Raw genomic sequence first — 22,373 nt, 5'->3', positions numbered from 1 at the left:
ACCGAACCGAAGGGGCTTCATTCATGGCATTGCTTATTCTCGGCATTGTTCTTTTTCTAGGCGTCCATCTGATCCGCGTCGTTGCTCCGGGCTTGCGAACCTCAATGATCGCGAGCATCGGCGAAGCCGGCTGGAAGATCGCCTATTCGGTCGCGAGCATCCTCACACTGATCCTGCTTATCTATGGGTTTGGTCAGGCGCGCGACATGACGCCCATCTGGTCGCCGCCGTTCTGGATGAGCCATATCACCATCCTGCTGATGCTGTTTGCGATGATCTGTCTGGTCGCCTCGCTGCTGCCGGCGGGGCATATCGCGGTCAGGACAAAGCATCCGATGGTGCTTTCGGTGAAGATCTGGGCGCTGGCGCATCTGCTCTCCAACGGTGACGGCGCGGCGATCCTGCTGTTTGCCGCCTTTCTCGCCTGGGGCGTGATCCTGCGCATTTCGCTGAAACGGCGCCAGCGCGCCGGGGAAATCACGCTGCGCCCGTTCGTCTCGGCGAAATACGATCTCTATGCGATCATCATCGGCGGCGTCGTCTGGGCATTGATCATTTGGAAGCTTCATGCGTGGATTATCGGGGTTTCGCCGCTGGTTATGTGACGATTTCTGCCATTCCCCCTTACATCAGCCGCAAAATGGAGTAGAAGGCCCCACTAGAGCCGGATGATTTTTAGGTCGAATGGACCTAAAATCCGAATCCGCTCCAGCATCATGGAAGTAGAGCATGATGTCGCCCGAAAACCGCTCGCACTTTTCGGCATCATGCTCTAACCCCTAAGCTCTTTGGAATGATTTGGCCTGGGCCGGAGACGAGAATGGCATTCAATGACGACAGCTTCATCCGTGAGGTGAACGAGGAACTGCGTTCGGACCAATTGCGGTTCGTATGGCGCCGTTTTGGCCGGCTCATCATTGGGGGAGCCGTGCTCATCGTTCTCGGTACCGCGGCCTATAGCGGCTATCGCTATTGGGCGGGCAATCAGGCCGGCAGCGGTGGCGATCAGTTCCTAGCGGCGCTGACCCTGGCCGACCAGAACAAGACGGACGAAGCCCTTGCCGCGCTGACGGCCATCGAGAAGAACGGCCCAGGTTCCTATCCGTTGCTGGCGCGTCTGCGCGCGGCGACGCTGCAGGCGCAGAAGGGTGACACGGCAAGCGCAATCGCCGCTTTCTCGGCTATCGGCAAGGAAGCGGACATTCCGGTCGTCGTCCGCGATGCGGCGCGCTTGCGCGCGGCCTATCTGCTTGTCGACACCGGCACCTACGATCAGGTTGCGGCCGAAGCGCAGGAGCTGGCCGTGCCGGCCGATGCCTTCCGGCATTCGGCGCGTGACGTTCTGGGTCTTGCCGCCTACAAGGCCGGCGATCTCGCCAAGGCCCGGCAGTGGTTCCAGGCGATCGTCGACGATCCGCAGAGCCCGCGCAACGTTGCCAACCGCGCGCAAATGTTGCTCGATCTCATCACGGCAACCGGCAAAGCTCCGGTCGCCAACGGCTGAAGGACGGATCGCTAAATGAGTTTCACGGTCGCGATCGTCGGTCGCCCGAATGTCGGCAAGTCCACACTTTTCAACCGTCTGGTTGGCAAGAAGCTGGCGCTCGTCGACGATACGCCGGGCGTCACGCGTGACCGTCGTCCCGGCGATGCCAAGCTGATCGATCTTCGCTTCCGCATCGTCGACACGGCCGGTCTCGAAGAAGCCGACGAAGAGACGCTCGAAGGCCGCATGCGCGCCCAGACCGAGCAGGCGATCGATGAGGCCGACCTGACGCTGTTCGTCGTCGACGCCAAGATGGGCTTGACGCATGTCGACAAGACGCTGGCCGAAATGCTGCGCAAGCGCGGCCGGCCTGTCGTGCTCGTCGCCAACAAATCCGAAGCCCGCGGTTCCGACGGCGGCTTCTACGATGCCTACACGCTCGGCCTTGGCGAGCCTTGCCCAATCTCGGCCGAACACGGCCAGGGCATGATGGATCTTCGCGACGCGATCATCGACGCGATCGGCCATGAGCGCGCCTTTCCGGAGACGGACGACGAAGCGGAAACGAATGTCAGCATTCCCCGCCCGGCTGTCGGTGAGGATGGCGAGGAGATCGAAGAGGAGCCCGTCTATGACGAGACGCGGCCGCTGCGCATCGCGATCGTCGGTCGCCCGAATGCCGGCAAGTCGACGCTGATCAATCGTTTCCTCGGCGAAGACCGGCTGCTGACCGGCCCGGAAGCCGGCATTACCCGCGATTCCATCTCCGTCGACTGGAGTTGGCGCGGTCGCACCGTGAAGATGTTCGACACCGCCGGCATGCGTCGCAAAGCCAGGGTGACCGAGAAGCTTGAAAAGCTCTCGGTTGCCGACGCGCTGCGCGCCATTCGCTTTGCCGAGACCGTAGTCATCGTCTTCGATGCGACCATCCCCTTCGAGAAGCAGGATCTACAGATCGTCGATCTCGTCATTCGCGAAGGCCGAGCCGCAGTCATCGCCTTCAACAAGTGGGACATGATCGAGGATCGCCAGGCCGTGCTTGCCGATCTGCGCGAAAAGACCGACCGGCTGCTGCCGCAGGCGCGCGGCATCCGCGCCATACCGATTGCCGGTCAGACGGGCGACGGCCTGGATCGGTTGATGCAGGCAATCGTCGATACAGACAAGGTCTGGAACAAGCGCATAGCCACCGCCAAGCTCAATCGCTGGCTGGAGACACAGCAGGTTCAGCATCCGCCACCGGCTGTTTCCGGACGGCGTATCAAGCTGAAGTACATGACGCAGGTGAAGGCGCGCCCGCCAGCCTTCATGATTTCCTGCACGCGCTCGGATGCGCTGCCGGAATCCTATGTGCGTTATCTGATCAATGGTCTGCGCGCGGATTTCGCCATGCCCGGCGTGCCGATCCGCATCCATTTCCGCACGTCGGAAAATCCTTTCGAAAACAAGAAGAACAATCCTTACGAAAGTAAGAGGAAGCGGTCCTGACACGCCTTGCCTTGCCGCAATGTAAGCAGGGCGTGTTCGATCAGGCTGCGTTCTTGTTCAGCGCCTCGCGCAATGTGGTGATCTCCGCCTTCAATCGCATCAGTTCATCCAGCGTCTTGTCAGAGGCGTCGAGAATGCAGGCGGGAATGCTCGCCGCCTTCTTCTCCAAGGCGACGCCTTCGCTGGTCAAATGGATCAGCACCTGACGTTCGTCTTCCTTACTGCGGATGCGCTGAATGAAGCCCGCCGCTTCCAGGCGCTTCAACAGTGGCGTCAGCGTGCTCGATTCGAGGAACAGCTTTTCGCCGATGCGGCCGACCGTCTGTCCATCCTCTTCCCACAGCGTCACCATGACAAGATATTGCGGGTAGGTGAGATTGAGCGCGTCGAGCATGGGTTTATAGAGCCGGTTCATTGCATGGTTCGCCGAATAGAGGGCGAAGCAGATGAAGGTGTCCAGTTTCAACGGGTCGTGCGCCATCTCTCATACTCCCTGGGGAATAGCATCTAAATCGTGCGATAAATAATCGTACATCTAAAAGCGCGCGACGGCTATGGATTTCTTGTGCTTTTCGGAAAACCAACCCGCGAGAGGTAAACTCTTGAGCACTTCGGCCGCCATTCGGACCCGACACGCTCATGCCCGCTGCCGCGCATATGCGCGCCGCTACCAATTATCTGGAGATGGGTGTGAAGAATTCAATATCGAGCCTGGCCGTGGCGCGGGCTCAATCCCTGCGCATCCTCATCCGGCCACGATGGTTGGCAATGCGGACGTTGCCGATGAATTGGGCGGTGGCGGCCTCCCAGGAATAGTTGAGCGCCACGGTACGCGCTGCTTCACGTGAGCAGGACAGCGCGGCAAGGCAGGCTTTCGCCAAATCTATATCCACCACGCCGGCCGGCTCGTTGCCGCCGAGAATGTCGGCCGGGCCAGTGACAGGGTAGGCGGCGACCGGAACGCCGCTCGCCAAAGCTTCCAGAATGGCATTGCCGAACGTATCGGTTTTCGACGGGAAGACGAAGACGTCGGCCTGAGAATAGGCATGCGCCAACTCCTCGCCGAACTTCGCGCCCAGAAAATGCACATCCGGATAGAGCTTCTGCAGTTCCGCGCGCGCGGGTCCATCGCCGATGACCACTTTCGATCCCGGCAGATCAAGATCGAGGAAGGCCGGCAGGTTCTTTTCGAGAGCGACGCGACCGACGGTCATGAAGATCGGGCGGGGCAGGCCGAAGGGATTGTCTTCGAGCGGTTGCGGCCGAAAGAGCGTCGAATCGATGCCGCGGCTCCAGGGCAGCAGATTATGGATACCGCGCTGCTTGAGCTCGTTGGCGAGGCTCGGCGTTGCCACCATGCAGCCGAAACCGGCATTGTGAAACCATTTGACGAAGGCATAGAGCCAGCTTTGCGGTATCGGCAGGCGCGCCGAGACATATTCGGGAAAGCGGGTGTGATAGCTGGTCGAAAAAGGCATGCCGTTTCTGAGGCACCAGCGCCGTGCAGTGAGCCCGAGCGGACCTTCCGTGGCGATATGCACATAGGTCGGTCGGAGCGCTTCGATCCTGCTGGCGATCTTGCGATAGCTGGCAATAGAAAGCCGGATTTCCGGATAGGTTGGGCAGGGGATGTTGCGAAAGCCGTCCGGCGTGATCATCGACACTTCGACACCCATGCGCGTCAGTTCGCGATTGGTGTTCTCGATCGAGCGGACGACGCCGTTCACCTGCGGATGCCAGGCATCGCTGACGATGAGCAGCCGCTCCGGCACGGCGACCGGCGTCGCTGCCTGGTCCCATATGGTGTGATCGATGTCTGACAATCGCTGTAACATGCCCAAAACTGCCCATCCGCGCCGCATCCTCATGATGGCGGTGCAAGCCGATTGCGGTGCTTCAAACATGATTCCCGCGCCCACCTTATTGTGGGGGGTGTCCATGATGGAAATATTACAGTGGTTATCTGGCGGTGTTCAGCTTCTTGGGCGAGACGAGGGCGCCGTATTCCTGAATGACTTTCGCGGCGATTTCGGCGGCGAAGGCGGCAGCGGCGAGCGGATCGCCATGCTGCAGGTAATGGGCGAGAAACGCGCCGTTGAAGCTGTCGCCGGCGCTGGTGGTATCGACGACCTTGTCGACCTTGACCGCAGGCACGAGCGTTTCATTGGCGTCGGTGCCGACGGTGGCGCCTTCGGGGCCGTTCTTGACGACGACCATATCGGCTCCGTACTGCCGGTATCGACGGATGGTGCCCGCAATCGAGTCGTCGCCGAAATGCGCGGCTTCGTCATCGAAGCTCGGCATCACGACGGTCGAGGCGCGCGCGCCGTCCGTGATCATGGTGTGCATGGCATCCAGGCTGGACCACAGGCGTGGGCGCAGGTTGGGGTCGAAGGCCACCGGCTTGCCGGCGGCCTTGGCGCGGCGGAGCTCAGCCAGCAGCGTATAGGCATCCTCGCGCGGCAGGATCGCCAGCGTAATGCCCGAAAAATATAGCACGTCCGACGCTTCTATCGAGGCGCGCAGCGCATCGCCGTCTGCCGCGAGAAGGCGGGCTGCCGAACTGTCGCGCCAATAGCTGAAGGAGCGTTCGCCATTCTTCAGGTTGATCATGTAGAGGCCCGGCGTCTTGCCGCGCAGGCGGCGGATGTCCGCGGTGCCGATGCCGGCGCCGCGCATGAAGGCGACCATTTCGTCCGACATGGCGTCATCGCCGAGCGTGGTGAAATAATCGACGGACCAATCGGCAGGCAGGCAGGCGCGAGCATACCAGGCAGTGTTGAAGGTGTCGCCGGCGAAACCCTTGCGCAGGTGTCCGTCGTCGGCCTGCGACAACTCCACCATGCATTCGCCGATCGATAGAAAACGCCCGCCCAAGACTTCCTCCTGCATTTTTGCCTTGCTGCTGAATACGCGCAAGCAGCCGCTTGGGCAAGGTGGACGGCGGCTGCCGCCGTCTACCTTTGAGGCCTTACGGCCGGTCCATGTGATAGCAGGCGGCCGTCTGGCCGGGGCGCACCTGCTCGGTCGGCGGCATCTTCGTGCGGCATATGTCCGTCGCCTTCCAGCAGCGTGGCGAGAAGACGCAACCCGGCGGTGGATTGAGCGGTGAGGGCGGATCGCCTTGCAGGCGAATGCGCTCACGGCGACGCGCCAGCTTCGGATCCGGGATGGGTGCCGCCGAGAACAGCGCCTGTGTATAGGGATGGGCCGGATGGTCGAAGACTGTAGCGGCTTCGCCGGCTTCCACCACCTTTCCGAGATAGAGCACCAGCACGTCGTCCGAGATCAGGCGCACGACGGAAAGATCGTGGCTGATGAAGATCAGCGTCAGGCCGAACTCCTTCCGCAGACGGCGCAAGAGCGTGATGACCTGCCCTTGGATCGAAACGTCCAGCGCTGAGACCGGCTCGTCGCAGATGATCAGCTTCGGACGGGTGATGACAGCGCGGGCAATGCCGATGCGCTGAGCCTGGCCCCCCGAAAACTCATGCGGATAGCGGTTGATCATCTCGGGCACCAGGCCGACCGCCGCCATGATCTCGCGGACGCGATCCTGTCTTTGGGCTCTTGTCAGTTTCGGCTCGAACACGGTGAGCGGCTCGGCGATGATATCGCCGACCGTCATGCGCGGATCGAGCGAAGCGATCGGGTCCTGGAAGATGATCTGCATGTCGCGACGAGCGGCACGCATCTCCTCGTCAGTGAGATCGAGAAGATTGCCGCCTTGCCACATGATGCGGCCCTTCTGCGCCCGGATCAGCCGCAGGATGGAGCGGCCGAGCGTCGACTTGCCGCAGCCCGATTCGCCGACGATGCCGAGCGTGCGCCCGGTCTTCAGTTCGAAGCTGACATCGTTGACCGCCGTCAGGATCATCGGTGGCTTGAAGAAGGATTTCGACGGCAGTTCGAATTCGGTGGTCAGATGCTCGACCTTCAGAAGCGTTTGCTCAGCCATGGACGAGGCTCCGTTCCTGATTAGCCGAAAGGGGATGGAAGCAGGCCGCACAGCGCTGCGGCGCCAATTGATCGAGCGGCGGCGGCGCATCGATACAGTCGTCCTCCACATGGGCGCAACGCGGCGAGAAGGCACAGCCGCGCGGCAGGTGCATCAGGTTTGGCGGCCGGCCGGGGATGACGGCGAGATCGTCGACATCCTGGTCAGGCCGCGGGATCGAGGCGTGAAGCGCTGCTGTGTAAGGATGGGCCGGGTTTTCGAACAGTTCGTCGACCGGCGCTTCCTCGACGATGCGGCCGGCATACATGACGGCGACACGGTCGGCCAGGCCGGCCACGACGCCGAGGTCATGGGTAATCATGACGAGCGCGGTGTGCATTTCGGCCGTCAACTCATTGAAAAGATCGAGAATCTGCGCCTGGATGGTAACGTCGAGCGCGGTTGTCGGCTCGTCGGCGATCAGAAGCTTCGGCTTGGTGAGCAGCGCCATGGCGATGACGATACGCTGACGCATGCCGCCCGAAAGCTCGTGTGGATAAAGGTTGAAGCGGCGCGTCGGGTCGGGAATGCCGACACGTTTCAGCATGTCCAGCGCCGTAGTCGATGCCGCCCGTGCCGACAAGCCGCCGTGGACTTCCAACTGCTCAGTCAACTGCCGGGAGATGCGCAACGACGGATTGAGGGCCGTCATCGGGTCCTGGAAGACCATCGCCACATCCTTGCCGCGCACGTGATCGAGTTCACGCGGCTTCAGTTTCAGGATGTCCTTGCCATCGAGCAGCGCCTGACCGCTGGTGCGGCCGTTCTTGGCGAGCAGGCCCATCAGGCCGAGGAAGGTCTGGCTCTTGCCGGAACCGGATTCGCCGACGACAGCGACGCGTTCGCCGCGGCCGATCTTCAGATTCAGTTTCGAGACGGCGGCGACCTCGCCTTCCGGTGTGCGGAAGGTGATCGAGTAATCTTTGAGTTCAAGAAGCGTGTCTGTCATATCAGCGATCCTTCGGATCGAAAGCGTCGCGCAGACCATCGCCGATGAAGAGCAGGCTCATCAGCAGCGCGACCAGGAAGCCGGCGGGGAAAAACAGTATCCAGGGCGTCGTTTCCATGCCGGCCGAGCCCTCGGCGATCAGCGTGCCGAGCGATGTCAGCGGTTCCTGCACGCCGAAGCCGAGATAGGACAGGAAGCTTTCCGTGGCGATTATCTCCGGAATGGTGAGCGTCGCGTAGATGACGACCGGACCGACGAGGTTCGGGACGATGTGCTTGAGGATGATCTTGAACGACCGCTGGCCCGAGGCGCGGGCGGCTTCGATGAATTCCCGCTGCTTGATGGATAATGTCTGGCCGCGCACGATGCGGGCCATGGTCAGCCATTCGAGCGCGCCGATTGCCGCGAACAGCAGATAGACGTTGCGGCCGAAGATCACCATCAGCAGGATGACGAAGAGGACATAGGGCAGCGCGTACATGATATCGACGAATCGCATCATGATGGCATCGACGCGACCGCCGAAATAGCCGGAAACGGCGCCGTAAAGCACGCCGATGAGCACCGAGACGAGGGTTGCCACGAGGGCGACGGTCAACGAAACGCGCGTGCCGTAGAGCGTGCGCGCCAGCAGGTCGCGGCCATTGCCATCCGTGCCGAAATAGTGGCCGGCGGCGAAATCCGGGGGACCTCGGAAGGAGGTCCAGTCCGGATCCTCGTAGTTGAAGGGAAGGAAGCTCGGGCCGAAAATGGCGATGAGGACCAGCAGCGCCAGCACGATCAGCGACAGTGCCGCCGCCTTGTTGCGCAGCAGGCGACGCATCGCATCGCCGCTGAGGGAGCGCCCCTTGGGCGCGAGCCCTTCTGCCGAAAGCAGTTCCGCTTCCAACAGTTCTCTCTTGGCTGAATTGAGGATCATCGCATTCTCACTTTCGGATCGAGCCAGGCATAGGCGATGTCGACCAGCAGATTGAGGACCACGATCAGGACCATGTAGAAAATGACGGTGCCGAGGACCATGCCGTAATCACGATTAAGCGCCGCGCCGACGAAGTAGCGGCCGACACCGGGAAGGCCGAAGATGCTTTCCACGACCAGCGAACCGGTGAGGAGATAACTTGCCGCCGGTCCGAGATAGGAGACGACGGGCATCATGGCCGGTTTCAATGCATGGCGCATCACGGTGAGCCTGGGGCCGATACCCTTGGCCTTGGCGGTGCGGATGAAATTCTGGCTCATCACCTCGATCATCGAGCCGCGCATCAGGCGTGAGATGCGCGCCGCGTGCGGCAGGGTCAGAACGATGATGGGAAGGACCAGGAACCGGACCGAACCATCGCCCCAGCCGCCGACGGGCAGCCAGCCGAGTTCGTTGCCGAAGACAAGCTGGAGGATCGGGGCAATGAGGAAGCTCGGCATGACCAAGCCGATAAGCAGGCCTCCGCCCAGCCAGTAGTCGGCGCTGCGGTTCTGATACAGCGCCCCAAGACAGCCGATGAAAACGCCGATGATGGTGGCGAGCACGAAGGCGGAGCCGCCGATCGTCAGCGTATAGGGAAATCCCGACATAATCTGCTGGGTGACGGTGAAGTCCTGATTGGCGAAGGAGGGGCCGAGGTCGCCCTTCATCACGTCGCCGACATAGATCAGGTATTGCTCGACCAGCGGCTTATCCAGATTGTAGTGGGCCGCGAGGTTGGCTTTGACTTCCGGCGGCAATGGCCGTTCGCCATCGAAGGGGCCGCCGGGAGCGAGGCGCAGAATGAAAAAGCACACTGTCACGGCAATCCACAGTACGGGGATTGTCGACAGCAGACGACGGAGAGCGTAGCGAAACATGGGTGCGTTGAGGCCCCGCCCGGCAAGAGCGGGCAGGGCCTTTTCCTATCTATTCTTTGGGACCTATTCTTTGACGGACAGCCAGCGCGTGCGGTGAATGTCCTGAATATTGTCGACGAAGCCCTGCACCTTCGGGGCGACGATGTTCTGCGAAACGTAGTAGTAGATCGGGATCGCGGCGCTATCGTCGAGGGCGAGCTGCTCGGCCTTCTTATAGATCTCGGCGCGCTTCTTCAGATCGATCTCTTCGTTGCCCTGCTTGATCAGAGCGTCGTAGTCCGGATTGCTCCAGCGGCCATAATTCATTTCGACGCCGGTCGACAGCAGGTTCAGGAAGTTGATCGGATCGTTGTAGTCAGCGAGCCAGCCAGCACGGCCGATTTCCACCTGGCCGCGCTGCATTTCATCGTAATGCACCTTGGTTTCGGTGTTGTAGAGCTCGATGTCGACGCCGAGCGGCTTCCACATGGCGGCGATCGCCACGGCGATGCGCTTGTGGTTGTCGTTGGTGTTGTAGCGCAGCTGCGCCTTCAGCGGATGGTCAGGACCGAAGCCTGCTTCCTTCAACAGCTTCTTGGCCTCTTCGACCTTCTGCTTGTAAGGCTCGTCCTTCCAGCTGACATAGGCCGGCTCGCCATAATTGGCCGTGCCCGGCGGTACCCAGGAATACATCGGCAGTTCGCCGGTGCCCAGAATCTTCGGGCCGATGACCTCGCGGTTGACGGCCATCGAGAGAGCCTGGCGGACGCGCTTGTCGTTGAAGGGCGGCTTGGTGGCGTTCAGTACGTAATAGTAGGTGCCGAGGAACGGAACCACATGCGCCTGGCCGGGAAGGTTCTTCTGGATCCACTCATACTGATCGGCGGGAAACGAGGTCAGAATATCGAATTCGCCGGCGCGATAGCGCTTGAGGGCGGCAGACTGATCTTCCAGCGTATAGAAGTTCACCTTGTCGATCTTCACGTCCTTGGCGTCATAGTACTGGTCGTTCTTGACGTTGCTGACATGCGAGCCGGGCACCCATTCGACCGGTTTGTAAGGGCCGTTGGTGACGATGTTTTCGACCTTGACCCAGCTATCGCCCTTCGCTTCGACGACATGCTTCGGCAGCGGATAGGCCGTGTAATGCATCAAGGCGTTGAGGAAGTAAGGGGTCGGGTTCTCGAGCGTGATTTCCAGCGTCTTGTCGTCGATCGCCTTGACGCCGAGCTGGGTCAGATCCTTGATCTCGCCCTTGTTGATCTTTTCCGCGTTCTTGATCGTGTATTGCAGGTAGGCGTATTGGGCGGCGGTCTTCGGGTCCATCAGACGCTGGAAAGCAAAGACGAAGTCCTGAGCGGTGACAGGCGTGCCGTCGGACCACTTGATGCCGTCGCGTAACTTGAAGGTATAGACCTTCTGGTCGGCGGAAATGGTCCAGCTCGCGGCCTGGCCGGGAATGGGGTTGTCCTTGGGATCTTCGGTCACCAAGCCTTCGAAAATATCGCCGTCGATACGGTTTTCCCAGTCGCCCGAAATTTTTTGCGGATCGAGCGACGTGGGGTCGCCGCCGTTGTGGATATTGAGGGTCGCGGCATGAGCGGAGAGGCTCAATATCGTGCTGACGAACGCCGTCGCGATAAATCTTCTGGCCAAATGAGACATATGTTTTCCCACCTTTCTGGAGTTATTGTCCTTGTTTTACAAGGATATTTTTGATCCCGCAGGTGACCCGTACGTGCAGGTCAATGTCGGAAGTTATCCAAAGCGGCGTCGCATTCAAGCCCCAAAAAGACGCACAGGCTTTGCGTGTGGGCATCCATGTTGATAATTCGCTAAAATTGATGCTGCGAATTTATGCTTCCGGCCTCGGGTTCGCGCCTCCGCCCGATTGCGGCTTGCCGCCTGCGGCCGAGTATGCAAATTGAAAGACCGTGTGCGATATCGAGGCGGTTGGATGAAATCGACAAGGAAGGCGGCGGGAGCCGACTGGTGGCGCGGCGCCGTGATCTATCAGGTCTACCCGCGATCGTTTCAGGATACGGATGCCAACGGGCTTGGCGACATCAAGGGGATCACCCGCCGCCTGCCTCATATTGCCGCACTCGGGGTCGATGCGATCTGGCTGGCACCGTTCTTCACCTCGCCGATGGCGGACATGGGCTACGATGTCGCCGACTATTGCGACGTCGATCCGATTTTCGGCACGCTTGACGATTTCGACGAGATGATGGCGGCGGCGCATGCGCTGGGGCTCAAGGTCATCATCGATCAGGTCATCTCGCATACGTCGGACCGGCATCCCTGGTTCGTGGAGAGCCGGGCAAGCCGCGACAATCCCAAGGCGGATTGGTATGTGTGGGCCGATCCGAAACCGGATGGCACGGCGCCGAACAACTGGCTTTCGATCTTCGGTGGGCCAGGCTGGGAATGGGACGGCGTGCGCCGGCAATATTACCAGCACAACTTCCTGACCTCGCAACCGGACCTGAACTTCCATAATCCCGAAGTTCAGGGCGCGGTGCTGGCGGCCGTGAAATTCTGGCTCGACCGCGGTGTCGACGGCTTCCGCCTGGATACGGTTAATTACTATTTCTGCGACAAGGAGCTGCGCGACAATCCGCCGGCGCTCGTTGCGACGGGTGGCCTGGACGCGCCGGAGAGCAATCCCTACGGCATGCAGAACCATCTCTATGACAAGACCCAGCCGGAGAATATCGGCTTCCTGAAGCGGTTCCGTGCGCTGCTCGATCAATATGAGGATCGCGCGACGGTCGGCGAGGTGGGCGACGGCGCCCGTTCGCTGCAGACGGTGGCCGCCTATACCAGCGGCGGCGACAAGCTGCACATGTGCTATACATTCGACCTGCTGGGGCCGGATTTTACCCCGGCGCATTTCCGCCGTTGCGTCGGCGATTTTCAGGATAACGTCGTCGACGGCTGGGTCTGCTGGGCCTTTTCCAATCACGATGTGCAGCGCCATGTCAGCCGCTTCGCGCTGACGGAGGAAGAGCAGCCGCGCGTCGCCAAGCTGGCGATTTCGCTGCTCTCGACGTTGCGCGGCTCGATCTGCCTGTATCAGGGGGAGGAGTTGGGTCTGCCGGAGGCGGAGCTTGCCTTCGAGGATCTGCGCGATCCCTATGGCATTCGCTTCTGGCCGGCCTTCAAGGGTCGTGACGGATGCCGCACGCCGATGCCCTGGGAAGCGAGCCGTGCCCATGCCGGGTTTACGACCGCCGAGAAATCCTGGCTGCCGGTGCCTTACCAGCATGCGTCTCTTGCCTTGGACAAGCAGGAGGCAGACGAGGATTCCGTGCTGCATCACTATCGGCAGACACTGGCCTTCCGGAGGGAATATGCCGCCTTGCGCGACGGCGATATGACCTTCCTCGACACCGAGGAAGATGTTCTCGCCTTCACGCGCTCGAAGGATGGCGAGACGCTGCTGTTCGTCTTCAATCTCTCACGCGAGCCGGTGAAGGTTATCCTGCCGAAAGGCATCAAACCGGCAAAGACCATCGCCATGCCGGGTTTCGGAACGGGCGACGCCGGAGCGGCGGTGACACTCGCTGCTCTCGACGTCTATTGCGGCCAACTCGCCTGATCAGCCGATCAGCATGAACTTGTCGACATCGACCAGACCTTTATCCGATATCTTCAGGTGCGGGATGACGGGCAGGGGCAGGAAGGCGAGCTGCAGGAAGGGCTCTTCCAGCGTCGCGCCGAGGGCGTAGGCCGCTTGGCGCAAGTGGTGGAGCGTGTCGCGGACGCTTTCATAGGGTTCGAGGCTCATGAGGCCGGCGATGGGCAGGGCGATCTCGCCGGTGACGACACCGTTCTCGACGACCACGAAGCCGCCGTTGATATCGCTGAGGCGATTGGCGGCGAGCGCCATGTCATCCTCGTCGACGCCGACGACGCAGATATTGTGGCTGTCATGACCGACTGTGGAGGCGATCGCGCCCTTCTTCAACCCAAAGCCCTGAACGAAGCCGTTGGCATGATTGCCGTTCTTGCCGTGCCGTTCGATGACAGCGACCTTGATGATATCGTTGCCGAGGTCGATATCGGTCTGGTTGCCCTTGGCGGGCAGGCGATAGCGGCGATGTTCGGTGATGATCTTGCCGGGGGTGACGCCGATGACGGAGCTTTCGCCCTCGCTGACCGGCACACCGAAGTCGGCGGCGTTGATCGGGCGGGCCTTGACACTGTCGAGGCCGACGGGAGCGATGAGCTTGCGGGCGGCGAAGAGCTCGGCCGTGACGCGGCGGCCGGCGGAGAAGACGGTCTCAGCCTTGCAATTCTCGAGGCTATCGATAACGACGAGATCGGCGCGCCAGCCGGGCGCCACCAGACCGCGGTCCCGCAGGCCGAAAGCACGCGCCGCCGAAATCGAAGCGGCGCGATAGATGGCCAGCGGCTCGACGCCATGGGCGATCGTCGTGCGGATCATGTAGTCCAGATGGCCTTGCTCGGCGATATCAAGGGGATTGCGATCGTCGGTGCAGAGTGCGAGATGGGGCGACAGGCGCTCGGTGATGATAGGCATCAGCGCATGCAGGTCCTTGGAGACCGAACCTTCGCGCACAAGCACCTGCATGCCCTTGCGGATCTTCTCCAGCGCCTCCTCGGCGGTGGTCGATTCATGCTCCGTGCGGATGCCGGCTGAGAGATAGCCGTTGAGATCATTGCCGCGCAGCAACGGCGCATGGCCGTCGATATGGCCACCCTGGAAGGCCTCAAGCTTCGCCATGCATACAGGATCCTTGTGGATCACGCCGGGGAAATTCATGAATTCGGCAAGGCCGATCACCTTCGGGTGGTCGCGGAAGGGCAGCAGCTTTTCGATCGGCAGATCGGCGCCGGAGGTTTCCAGATGCGTAGCCGGTACACAGGAGGAAAGCTGGACGCGGATATCCATGATGGTTTCAAGCGAACTGTCCAGGAAATACTGGATGCCCTCGGTACCGAGCACATTGGCGATTTCATGCGGATCGCAAATGACTGTCGTCACGCCATAGGGCAGGACGCAGCGATCGAATTCATGCGGCGTCACCAGCGAGGATTCGATATGGAGATGCGTATCGATGAAACCAGGGACGACGATGCGGCCCGATATGTCGATCTCTTCGCGCCCCTGATAATCGCCGCAGGTGCCGACGATGCGGTCGCCGCAAATGGCGATATCAGAGGCAACAAGCTCTCCCGTCACCAGATCGAAAAACCGCCCGCCCTTCAGCACGATATCCGCCGGCTCTCGGCCCACGCCCTGGTCGATATAGCGTTCGAGTTTGGTGGTCATGTTCATTCCTCGCATATGGATCGCCCCTCATGCCCAACCATTCTGCTTGTGCAAAAAGGGGCGTGAGGGGCGCAGAAGTGACTGAGCCTATGCCTCAGATATTATTCTGCAAGATCTCGCGAAGCTTGCCGAACAGCTCGTCGATGTGATGCTTTTCGATGATCAGCGGCGGCGAGAGAGCGATGATGTCGCCGGTGGTGCGGATCAGCAGGCCCTTTTCATAGGCCTTGAGGAAGGCTGTGAAGGCACGCTTGGTGGGCTCGCCGGCGATCGGGTCGAGCTCGATCGCGCCGATCAGGCCGGTATTTCTGATATCGATGACGTTCGGGCAGTCCTTCAGCGAATGCAGCGCGTCGGCCCAGTAGTCGGAGAGCTCGGCTGCGCGCGTCAGCAGGCCTTCTTCCTTGTAGGTGTCGAGCGTGGCAAGCGCGGCGGCGGATGCGATCGGGTTGCCCGAATAGGTGTAGCCGTGGAAGAACTCGATCATGTGCTCGGGGCCCTGCATGAAAGCGTCATGGATCTCCGAGGTGACGAAAACAGCACCCATCGGAATGACGCCGTTGGTCAGGCCCTTGGCCGTGGTGATGATATCCGGTTTGACATCGTAATATTGGGCAGCAAAGGGAGTGCCGAGGCGGCCGAAGCCGGTGATGACTTCGTCGAAGATCAGCAGGATGCCGTGCTTGGTGCAGATTTCACGCAGCTTCTGCAGATAGCCCTTCGGCGGGATCAGCACGCCGGTGGAGCCGGCAACCGGCTCGACGATGACGGCGGCGATGGTGGAGGCGTCGTGCAGCGTGACGATACGCTCCAACTCGCTGGCAATATCGCCGCCATGCTCGGGCTCGCCGCGCGTGAAGGCATTCTTGCCGGGAACGTGCGTGTGCGGCATATGGTCGACACCAGTCAGAAGCGTGCCGAACATCTTGCGGTTGGTGACGATGCCGCCGACGGAGATGCCGCCGAAATTGACGCCGTGATAGCCGCGCTCACGGCCGATGAGACGGAAGCGCGAGCCGTTGCCCTTCACGCGGTGATAGGCGAGCGCAATCTTCAGGGCTGTTTCGACCGATTCCGAACCGGAGTTTGTGTAAAGGACATGGTCCATGCCTTCGGGGGCGAGGTCCACCAGCCGGTTCGCCAGTTCGAATGCCTTGGGGTGGCCGAGCTGGAAGGCGGGCGCATAATCGAGCTCGCCGGCCTGCTGGGCAATGGCCTCGGTGATCTTCGGGCGGCAGTGCCCGGCGTTTACGCACCATAGCCCCGCGGTTCCGTCCAGAACCTGCCGGCCATCATGGGTGGTGTAGTACATGTCTTTGGCGCTGACGAAGAGGCGCGGTTCCTTCTTGAACTGACGGTTGGCCGTAAACGGCATCCAGAATGCGCGCAAATCATTAGGGGTGGCATTCAAACGGTCCGACATGCTGTTCTCCAACGGCCATTCGGGGGCCATTTCCCGATCGCGGCGTTACGCTGCGTGATGATATTTACTGCCTGGTCAAATTATCAATCGGCCTCTTGGCGTCAAGGCAAAGATGGCGTCGGGAAAAGGGGGAGGGATTCTATGCGAGGCCGCGTCTGTGGGCCGAGTTGACAGCGTCGGGCCGCCTGTCCACCGAAGGAGCATTGCTCGAACATGCGCGAAAAAGCTGGCAAATCCAAAGATTTGCCAGCTGAAAAAGTTAAACATGTGGTGATGAAAGCAAGTCGATCTTCAAGGTTCGAAAGCATCGCGCCCATGGATCGTTCGTCGGCAGACTTGGAGCTGGTTACAACTCCTAAGCAGCCGATCTACTTTTTTCAGGTTCACAATAAATATCTTCCAGCGTTTCGAGAACTCGAATAACCGATTCCGATGTGCTGGAGTAATAAATGGTTTGAGCATCACGGCGTGTTTTCACCAGCTTCTGAGCACGCAGCTTCGAAAGGTGCTGGGAAAGTGCAGATTGGCTCAGTCCGACCTGAGTGGCCAAAACGCCAACAGGAACTTCGCCCTTAACAAGACTGCAAAGGATCAAAAGGCGCTTTGGGTTCGCCATTGCTGATAGTAACGCTGCCGCAACATTGGAGTGTTCGGCCAAATTTCTTGTCTTCATGTTTTAAACTTCCTAATGTGGAGCGTACATCAGAAATTGTGCTATTTCTAAACCGGTCCAACCCGATATCTAACAATACCAATATGGGCCGAAGATTGTATATACCTAAATTTAAGGTATCGAGTATGCTATTTTAGGCATGTATATATGATGGCGACAACATGGGAAGAGGGTTGTCTGTTCCCTGCCTGAAGCGCCAATTACCCCAAAATAGGTCGATTCTTGACAACTCCAGGCCATAAATATGCCAATTTTCGTGAGAATTTCTTTGCAACCTACCAGTAATGGTCTCTGCTACGTCAGGGTGTCAGGCTACTAATTCTCGCACTATTGTATGCTCTTACTGCGTCGGCGATTTGTTTTCGGCTTAAAGAATCACAAGGTCCTCAGAGGACAAAATGTAGGCCCTTCCAAAGCCGCCGTTCAGGCTGGCGTCGAGTGGAATAAGGCGAAAAAAGCAGAAATCCGGGAAGTCGATATAGAGTTTCGATTTTGGATGGCGCTCGAGAAAACGCCCACGGATGCGCTCGTGCGCGTCACTTTGACGGTCGACGCGCTCGGCACTGCATCGAACAGTGAGGCGAGGATGGGCAAGGGGATCGCCTTTGCCGGGCTCACCGAAGAGAGCGGATGCACGCGCATCTTTCAGTAGCGCCCTGGTATGTGTCGCCAGACCCGAAACGAGGATGACCGGCACGCCATCAGCATCATCGGCGATCAGAACGCGGCTGACCGAGGGAAAACCGGTTTCCGGATCGATGACGGCCAGCGCCGCGTGGGCGGCCTTGTGCATGAGGGTGCGCGCCTGGTTGCGCGCATCCTCGTCTGTTTCCATGGTGACCGATGGCTTGTCGTTCATGAACTGCTCCGTGGATCAAGGAGCAGCCGTGAACGGCTACTCCTTGCGCCGGTGGCTGGTGAGGCCGGCCACGACGTCTTGCGCCGAGATCGTTCCGATAATCGTGCCGTTGTCAACAACGCCGATATTGCCCGGCTGGCGTGTCAGCGCGTCGAGGATATCGACAAGCGGCGTGGTGGCGTTCGCCGTCGCGGTGACCGAGCCGCCGGCCGCCGAGTGCGCGATGCCCCGTTGCATGACGTCCTGCGCTGTCAGCATGCTGATCGGGTTCATGTGCTGCACGAAGTCCGCAACATACTGATCGGCCGGATTCTTGACGATTTCCTGCGGTGTTCCGCACTGGATTATGTGCCCGCTCTCCATGATGGCGATGCGGTTGCCGATGCGAAACGCCTCGTCCAGATCGTGGCTGACGAACAGGATCGTGCGCTTGAGGCGGCGCTGGAATTCCAGGAGTTCGTCCTGCAGGCGGGTGCGGATCAGCGGGTCGAGCGCCGAGAACGGCTCGTCCATGAGCAGGATCGGCGCGCCGGTGGCGAAGGCGCGCGCCAGTCCCACGCGCTGCTGCATGCCGCCCGAGAGTTCGTTGACCTTGCGGCTTGCCCATTGCGTGAGATTGACGAGTTGAAGTTGTTCATCGACACGCTTCTTGCGTTCCGCTTCCGGCACGCCGGCAAGCTCGAGGCCGAAGCCGACGTTGTCGGCAACCGTGCGCCATGGCAATAGAGCGAACTGCTGGAACACCATGGAGACGGTGTGCATGCGCAGGTCCCGCAGCGCCTTGGGGCTGCAGGAATAGGGGTTGACGGGACCGCTCTTCGAGTTGACGACGACATCGCCGCGCACGACCGGCGCAAGGCCGTTGACGGCGCGCAGCAGCGTCGATTTTCCCGAGCCAGAGAGGCCCATGAGCACGAGGATCTCGCCTTCCTCGATCTCGAGCGTCGCGTTGGCGACACCGAGTACCATGCCCGTTGCCTTGCCGATCTCATCGCGCGACTTGCCTTCGTCGGCGAGTTTCAGCGCCGTGTCCGGACGGTCGCCGAAGATGATGCTGACATTGTTGAATCCGACAGCGACGGTCATGAGCGATCTCCTTCGCCGGGGGCACGGAACATGCGGTCGAGAATGATCGCCAGGATGACGATGCAGGCGCCGGAATCGAAGCTCTTGCCGACATTGACGCTGTTCAGCGCGCGAAGAACCGGCACGCCGAGGCCAGGGGCGCCGACGAGAGCTGCGATGGAGACCATCGAGAGCGACAGCATGATGGTCTGCGTCAGGCCGGCCATGATCTGCGGCGCGGCGAAAGGCAGTTCGATCTTACGGAGCACCTGCTGCGGCGTCGCACCGAAGGCTTCGGCCGCCTCTACGAGAGAGGGCGGCGTCGAGATGATGCCGAGGCGTGTCATGCGGATCGAGGCGGGAATGGCGAAGACGACGGTCGCGACGAGACCGGGCACCATGCCGAGGCCGAGCAGGATCATCGCCGGCACCAGATAGACGAAGGTCGGGATGGTCTGCATCAGGTCGAGGATCGGCCGCATGATGGCATAGAGCCAGGGACGTCGCGCCGCGGCGATGCCGAGCGGGACGCCGACCAGCATGCAGGCGAAAGTGGAAGCCAGAACCAGCGCAAGCGTCTCGGTCGTCTCTTTCCAGTAACCCTGGTTGATGGTGATGAGCAGGCCGATGAAGGTGAGAGCGGTGACTGCAACGCTTCGACGCATCCAGTAGGCGACAGCGGCGAAAAAGACGACGACGATCAGCGGATGCGGCGCCTGCAGGAGGAACAGCAGCGCATTGATCCCATGCGCGACGACGAAGGAAAGGCCGTCGAAGAACCATGTGAAATTGGTCGTCAGCCAATCGACGGCGGCTTTGGCCCATGGACCAATGGGGATGCGAAAATCGGTTAACCAGTTCACGTCTTTGCCCACTATTGGGGCGGCGAACCCGGACGTCTTGGGTCGTTCCGGATAGGGCCGCCGGAGAATAACGGCCTATGGCGCCACATGGGGCGTTGCCCGATGCGCGGCGCAATAGGAGGGGAGCAGTCCCATGGAAGAGAAAGGGGCGGTTGAGCCGCCCCTTATCCCCCCGATGTTACAGGCCGAACTTGGCCTTTACCGCTGCAAGCCCGTCACCGCCGTCCTTGGTGGTGACGCCGGCGAGCCAGGGGGTGACTGCGGCCGGATTGGCCTTCAGCCATTCCGTTGCAGCCACTTCCGGATCCTTGCCGTCGTTCAGAATCTTGCCCATGATTTCGTTTTCCATCGGCAGCGAGAAGACGAGATTTTTGACGAAGGCGCCGACGTTCGGGCATTGCTGCAGATAGCCGGCCCGAACGTTGGTGTAGACGGTCGCACCGCCGAAGTTCGGTCCGAAGACGTCGTCACCGCCGGTGAGATAGGTCATCTTATAGGTGGTGTTCATGGGATGCGGCGCCCAGCCGAGGAAGATGATCGGCTTACCATCCTTGTCGGCGCGCGAGACCTGGGCGAGCATGCCCTGCTCGGAGGATTCGACCACCTCGAAGCCCTTGAGGCCGAAGGAGTTCTTGTCGACCATGTCGATAACCAGGCGATTGCCGTCGTTACCCGGCTCGATGCCATAGATCTTGCCGTCAAGTTCGTCCTTGTGAGCAGCGATATCCTTGAAGTCCTTGATGCCGAGAGCGGCACCCTTTTCGTTCGTCGCCAGCGTGTATTTGGCGCCTTCCAGGTTAGCGCGGACGGTTTCGACCGATTTGTCCGCGGCGAACGGCTTGATGTTCTCGGCCATGGAGGGCATCCAGTTGCCGAGGAAGACGTCGATATCCTTGTTTTTCAACGATTGGTAGGTCACCGGCACGGCCAGCACCTTGACGTCGGTGTCGTAGCCGAGCGCCTTCAGAAGTATGGAGGCGGTTGCCGTGGTGGAGGTGATATCAGTCCAGCCCACGTCGGCGAAATGTACGGTGCTACAGCTGGCCGCCTCGGCGGCGGAGACGGCTGAAGCGCCGAATGTCAGTGCCGAGAGAGCTGAAGCGAAGGCAAATGCGGTAAAGGTCATTTTTATCATTGCGTGACTCCCAGTCTACGTTCCCAAGCAATCACCAATAACTGACATTTTCAAGCAACCACAGTGTATTTGCGCCGGTTTGGAGGGGCTGATTGCGACGCATGCATTTTTCCCGTCGAGTTTAACAGGTCGATGCCCTGTTGCGTGAATCCCTACTTAATTCCTGTGGTTTTCGGCGGAGGCGTCTTTCCTTCTTGCGTCAGCGCTTTCATGAAGCGTTCAAGGAGAACGTCATGGCCAAGCTCTATTTCCATTATTCGACGATGAATGCCGGTAAATCGACCATGCTGCTGCAGGCTGCCTACAACTATCAGGAACGCGGCATGCGTACGGCAGCCTTCATCGCGGCGCTGGATGATCGCGCGGGCCGTGGCAAGATAGCGTCCCGCATCGGCTTGACGATGGACGCCATACCGTTCGAGGCTACGGACGATCTCTATGCAATGGTCGAAGGAATGCATGCCGACGAACCGTTGGCTTGTATCTTCCTTGACGAAGCGCAATTCCTGTCGCGTGAGCAAGTGTGGCAGCTCGCCCATATCGTCGATCGCCTGGGTCTGCCTGTCATGGCCTATGGGTTGCGCACGGATTTTCACGGGAGATTATTTCCAGGTTCGCAGGAGTTGCTGACCATTGCTGATGAGCTGCGTGAAGTGCGGACGATTTGTCATTGCGGGCGCAAGGCGACAATGGTCGTGCGACTGGATTCGGCTGGGGAAGTGGTGCGCGAAGGCGCCCAGATCGAGATCGGCGGTGGCAACAAATATGTCTCGCTATGCCGCCATCATTGGGAAGAGGCGATATCGGGCGAGTGACGTGGTCATGCCTCTCCATCATCTGGCAGGCGTTCCTGAAGCAGCCCACCGTCCGGTTGACGGGAATGACGGATCGGGAGGAAGGATGAAACTGCTCTGTCTGACATTGGCATTCGTCGTTTTCGCCTTTGCCTCCGCGGCCAGTGCGGGTGGCGATGCGGTTGCGGGCGCTATCGTTTTCAGGAAATGCGGAGCCTGCCATACGGCAACCGCACCCGAGAACCGTGTCGGACCGTCGCTGATGGGCGTTGTCGGTCGTCCGGTCGCCAGCGTGCCGGACTATCAATATTCGCCCGCGATGACAGCGTTCGGAGCCGGCGGCAAGGTCTGGGACGAAGCTTTGCTGCGGAAATACCTGCCAAGCCCGCAGTTCCTGGTCAAAGGCACCAGGATGACGTTTCCCGGCCTGAAGAACGAAAGGGATCTCGACAATCTGATCGCCTATCTGAAGAATCCCGCTGCGGCCCAATAGGTTTGTTCGGCATTTTCTTTGCCGACGG

21 protein-coding genes are annotated in these 22,373 nt (G+C 60.3%); 6 read left to right on the top strand and 15 right to left on the bottom strand.

Features of this window, described 5'->3' with window-relative positions:
- Positions 1–23: 23 nt before the first annotated feature.
- The 3 genes from GA0061101_RS27030 to der all read left to right on the top strand — a co-directional run bounded on the left by GA0061101_RS27030 (position 24) and on the right by der (position 2,974).
- Positions 24–605 (top strand): NnrU family protein, encoded by a 582-nt coding sequence (locus tag GA0061101_RS27030; protein WP_092575793.1) that lies wholly within the window; start codon positions 24–26, stop codon positions 603–605.
- A gap of 215 nt (positions 606–820) precedes the next feature.
- Positions 821–1,504, top strand: coding sequence for a tetratricopeptide repeat protein (locus GA0061101_RS27025; protein ID WP_037194843.1), 684 nt, complete (start codon positions 821–823; stop codon positions 1,502–1,504).
- Between the two features lie 15 nt (positions 1,505–1,519).
- Positions 1,520–2,974 (top strand): ribosome biogenesis GTPase Der, encoded by a 1,455-nt coding sequence (gene der / locus GA0061101_RS27020; RefSeq protein WP_051963373.1) that lies wholly within the window; start codon positions 1,520–1,522, stop codon positions 2,972–2,974.
- Positions 2,975–3,014: 40 nt separating this feature from the next.
- Here der and GA0061101_RS27015 read toward each other — a convergent pair whose 3' ends face one another.
- The 8 genes from GA0061101_RS27015 to GA0061101_RS26980 form a co-directional block, all read right to left on the bottom strand.
- Positions 3,015–3,455: a MarR family winged helix-turn-helix transcriptional regulator gene (locus GA0061101_RS27015; protein WP_037194841.1), complete on the bottom strand. Its 441-nt coding sequence runs from the start codon at positions 3,453–3,455 to the stop codon at positions 3,015–3,017.
- Positions 3,456–3,702: 247 nt separating this feature from the next.
- On the bottom strand, positions 3,703–4,809 hold the full coding sequence (locus GA0061101_RS27010) for a glycosyltransferase family 4 protein (RefSeq protein WP_092575789.1): 1,107 nt from the start codon (positions 4,807–4,809) through the stop codon (positions 3,703–3,705).
- 124 nt (positions 4,810–4,933) lie between these two features.
- Positions 4,934–5,851: a sugar kinase gene (locus tag GA0061101_RS27005; protein WP_092575903.1), complete on the bottom strand. Its 918-nt coding sequence runs from the start codon at positions 5,849–5,851 to the stop codon at positions 4,934–4,936.
- A 94-nt stretch (positions 5,852–5,945) separates the two neighbouring features.
- Complete coding sequence (locus tag GA0061101_RS27000) at positions 5,946–6,932, bottom strand: ABC transporter ATP-binding protein (protein WP_037194837.1); 987 nt, start codon at positions 6,930–6,932, stop codon at positions 5,946–5,948.
- Entirely contained in the window at positions 6,925–7,920 is a 996-nt protein-coding gene (locus GA0061101_RS26995; RefSeq protein WP_037194836.1) for an ABC transporter ATP-binding protein, read from the bottom strand. Before GA0061101_RS26995 ends, GA0061101_RS27000 begins: the two co-directional genes overlap by 8 nt.
- Position 7,921: 1 nt before the next feature.
- A complete protein-coding gene (locus tag GA0061101_RS26990; protein ID WP_034504004.1) occupies positions 7,922–8,839 on the bottom strand; it encodes an ABC transporter permease in 918 nt (305 codons plus the stop codon).
- A complete protein-coding gene (locus GA0061101_RS26985) occupies positions 8,836–9,759 on the bottom strand; it encodes an ABC transporter permease subunit (RefSeq protein ID WP_047562602.1) in 924 nt (307 codons plus the stop codon). The genes GA0061101_RS26990 and GA0061101_RS26985 overlap by 4 nt, the downstream gene beginning before the upstream one ends.
- A 63-nt stretch (positions 9,760–9,822) precedes the next feature.
- The gene (locus tag GA0061101_RS26980) at positions 9,823–11,403 is read right to left on the bottom strand and encodes a peptide ABC transporter substrate-binding protein (protein WP_092575785.1); all 1,581 of its coding nucleotides are present in this window, start codon (positions 11,401–11,403) and stop codon (positions 9,823–9,825) included.
- Between the two features lie 292 nt (positions 11,404–11,695).
- On the opposite strand from GA0061101_RS26980, the gene bglA reads away from it, so the two are divergent.
- Positions 11,696–13,342 carry a beta-galactosidase BglA gene (gene bglA / locus GA0061101_RS26970; RefSeq protein ID WP_092575783.1) on the top strand — a complete coding sequence of 549 codons (1,647 nt, stop codon included), beginning with the start codon at positions 11,696–11,698 and terminating at the stop codon, positions 13,340–13,342.
- Here bglA and ade read toward each other — a convergent pair whose 3' ends face one another.
- The 7 genes from ade to GA0061101_RS26935 form a co-directional block, all read right to left on the bottom strand.
- Positions 13,343–15,040, bottom strand: a complete 1,698-nt coding sequence (gene ade, locus GA0061101_RS26965; protein WP_092575901.1) for an adenine deaminase — start codon at positions 15,038–15,040, stop codon at positions 13,343–13,345.
- Positions 15,041–15,134: 94 nt separating this feature from the next.
- Positions 15,135–16,463 carry an omega-aminotransferase AptA gene (gene aptA, locus GA0061101_RS26960; RefSeq protein ID WP_037194824.1) on the bottom strand — a complete coding sequence of 443 codons (1,329 nt, stop codon included), beginning with the start codon at positions 16,461–16,463 and terminating at the stop codon, positions 15,135–15,137.
- Between the two features lie 355 nt (positions 16,464–16,818).
- A complete protein-coding gene (locus tag GA0061101_RS26955) occupies positions 16,819–17,136 on the bottom strand; it encodes an ArsR/SmtB family transcription factor (protein WP_080760685.1) in 318 nt (105 codons plus the stop codon).
- Positions 17,137–17,503: 367 nt separating this feature from the next.
- Complete coding sequence (locus GA0061101_RS26950; protein WP_037194822.1) at positions 17,504–17,995, bottom strand: HugZ family pyridoxamine 5'-phosphate oxidase; 492 nt, start codon at positions 17,993–17,995, stop codon at positions 17,504–17,506.
- 36 nt (positions 17,996–18,031) lie between these two features.
- Positions 18,032–19,081 (bottom strand): choline ABC transporter ATP-binding protein, encoded by a 1,050-nt coding sequence (gene choV, locus GA0061101_RS26945; protein ID WP_037194820.1) that lies wholly within the window; start codon positions 19,079–19,081, stop codon positions 18,032–18,034.
- Entirely contained in the window at positions 19,078–19,923 is an 846-nt protein-coding gene (gene choW / locus GA0061101_RS26940) for a choline ABC transporter permease subunit (protein WP_037194817.1), read from the bottom strand. The genes choV and choW overlap by 4 nt, the downstream gene beginning before the upstream one ends.
- Positions 19,924–20,101: 178 nt before the next feature.
- The gene (locus tag GA0061101_RS26935) at positions 20,102–21,058 is read right to left on the bottom strand and encodes a choline ABC transporter substrate-binding protein (RefSeq protein ID WP_037194815.1); all 957 of its coding nucleotides are present in this window, start codon (positions 21,056–21,058) and stop codon (positions 20,102–20,104) included.
- A gap of 233 nt (positions 21,059–21,291) precedes the next feature.
- Between GA0061101_RS26935 and GA0061101_RS26930 the strand changes: the two genes are divergently transcribed.
- Together GA0061101_RS26930 and GA0061101_RS26925 are read left to right on the top strand one after the other, a co-directional pair.
- Positions 21,292–21,873: a thymidine kinase gene (locus GA0061101_RS26930; RefSeq protein ID WP_037194813.1), complete on the top strand. Its 582-nt coding sequence runs from the start codon at positions 21,292–21,294 to the stop codon at positions 21,871–21,873.
- 85 nt (positions 21,874–21,958) lie between these two features.
- Complete coding sequence (locus tag GA0061101_RS26925) at positions 21,959–22,345, top strand: c-type cytochrome (protein ID WP_037194811.1); 387 nt, start codon at positions 21,959–21,961, stop codon at positions 22,343–22,345.
- Positions 22,346–22,373 lie beyond the last annotated feature (28 nt).

Source organism: Martinezella lusitana, assembly GCF_900094565.1.
Taxonomy (GTDB): Bacteria; Pseudomonadota; Alphaproteobacteria; order Rhizobiales; family Rhizobiaceae; genus Rhizobium; species Rhizobium lusitanum.
Note: the sequence above shows the minus strand (reverse complement) of the source record. Positions and strands in the feature narration are given on the sequence as shown.

What these genes read in the sequence shown, in the direction of transcription:
- GA0061101_RS27030 (WP_092575793.1), top strand. Translation starts at nt 24, where the DNA reads ATGGCATTGCTTATTCTCGGCATTGTTCTTTTTCTAGGCGTCCATCTG.
- GA0061101_RS27025 (WP_037194843.1), top strand. Translation starts at nt 821, where the DNA reads ATGGCATTCAATGACGACAGCTTCATCCGTGAGGTGAACGAGGAACTG.
- der (WP_051963373.1), top strand. Translation starts at nt 1,520, where the DNA reads ATGAGTTTCACGGTCGCGATCGTCGGTCGCCCGAATGTCGGCAAGTCC.
- GA0061101_RS27015 (WP_037194841.1), bottom strand. Translation starts at nt 3,455, where the DNA reads ATGGCGCACGACCCGTTGAAACTGGACACCTTCATCTGCTTCGCCCTC.
- GA0061101_RS27010 (WP_092575789.1), bottom strand. Translation starts at nt 4,809, where the DNA reads ATGTTACAGCGATTGTCAGACATCGATCACACCATATGGGACCAGGCA.
- GA0061101_RS27000 (WP_037194837.1), bottom strand. Translation starts at nt 6,932, where the DNA reads ATGGCTGAGCAAACGCTTCTGAAGGTCGAGCATCTGACCACCGAATTC.
- GA0061101_RS26995 (WP_037194836.1), bottom strand. Translation starts at nt 7,920, where the DNA reads ATGACAGACACGCTTCTTGAACTCAAAGATTACTCGATCACCTTCCGC.
- GA0061101_RS26990 (WP_034504004.1), bottom strand. Translation starts at nt 8,839, where the DNA reads ATGATCCTCAATTCAGCCAAGAGAGAACTGTTGGAAGCGGAACTGCTT.
- GA0061101_RS26985 (WP_047562602.1), bottom strand. Translation starts at nt 9,759, where the DNA reads ATGTTTCGCTACGCTCTCCGTCGTCTGCTGTCGACAATCCCCGTACTG.
- GA0061101_RS26980 (WP_092575785.1), bottom strand. Translation starts at nt 11,403, where the DNA reads ATGTCTCATTTGGCCAGAAGATTTATCGCGACGGCGTTCGTCAGCACG.
- bglA (WP_092575783.1), top strand. Translation starts at nt 11,696, where the DNA reads ATGAAATCGACAAGGAAGGCGGCGGGAGCCGACTGGTGGCGCGGCGCC.
- ade (WP_092575901.1), bottom strand. Translation starts at nt 15,040, where the DNA reads ATGACCACCAAACTCGAACGCTATATCGACCAGGGCGTGGGCCGAGAG.
- aptA (WP_037194824.1), bottom strand. Translation starts at nt 16,463, where the DNA reads ATGTCGGACCGTTTGAATGCCACCCCTAATGATTTGCGCGCATTCTGG.
- GA0061101_RS26955 (WP_080760685.1), bottom strand. Translation starts at nt 17,136, where the DNA reads ATGAAGACAAGAAATTTGGCCGAACACTCCAATGTTGCGGCAGCGTTA.
- GA0061101_RS26950 (WP_037194822.1), bottom strand. Translation starts at nt 17,995, where the DNA reads ATGAACGACAAGCCATCGGTCACCATGGAAACAGACGAGGATGCGCGC.
- choV (WP_037194820.1), bottom strand. Translation starts at nt 19,081, where the DNA reads ATGACCGTCGCTGTCGGATTCAACAATGTCAGCATCATCTTCGGCGAC.
- GA0061101_RS26935 (WP_037194815.1), bottom strand. Translation starts at nt 21,058, where the DNA reads ATGATAAAAATGACCTTTACCGCATTTGCCTTCGCTTCAGCTCTCTCG.
- GA0061101_RS26930 (WP_037194813.1), top strand. Translation starts at nt 21,292, where the DNA reads ATGGCCAAGCTCTATTTCCATTATTCGACGATGAATGCCGGTAAATCG.
- GA0061101_RS26925 (WP_037194811.1), top strand. Translation starts at nt 21,959, where the DNA reads ATGAAACTGCTCTGTCTGACATTGGCATTCGTCGTTTTCGCCTTTGCC.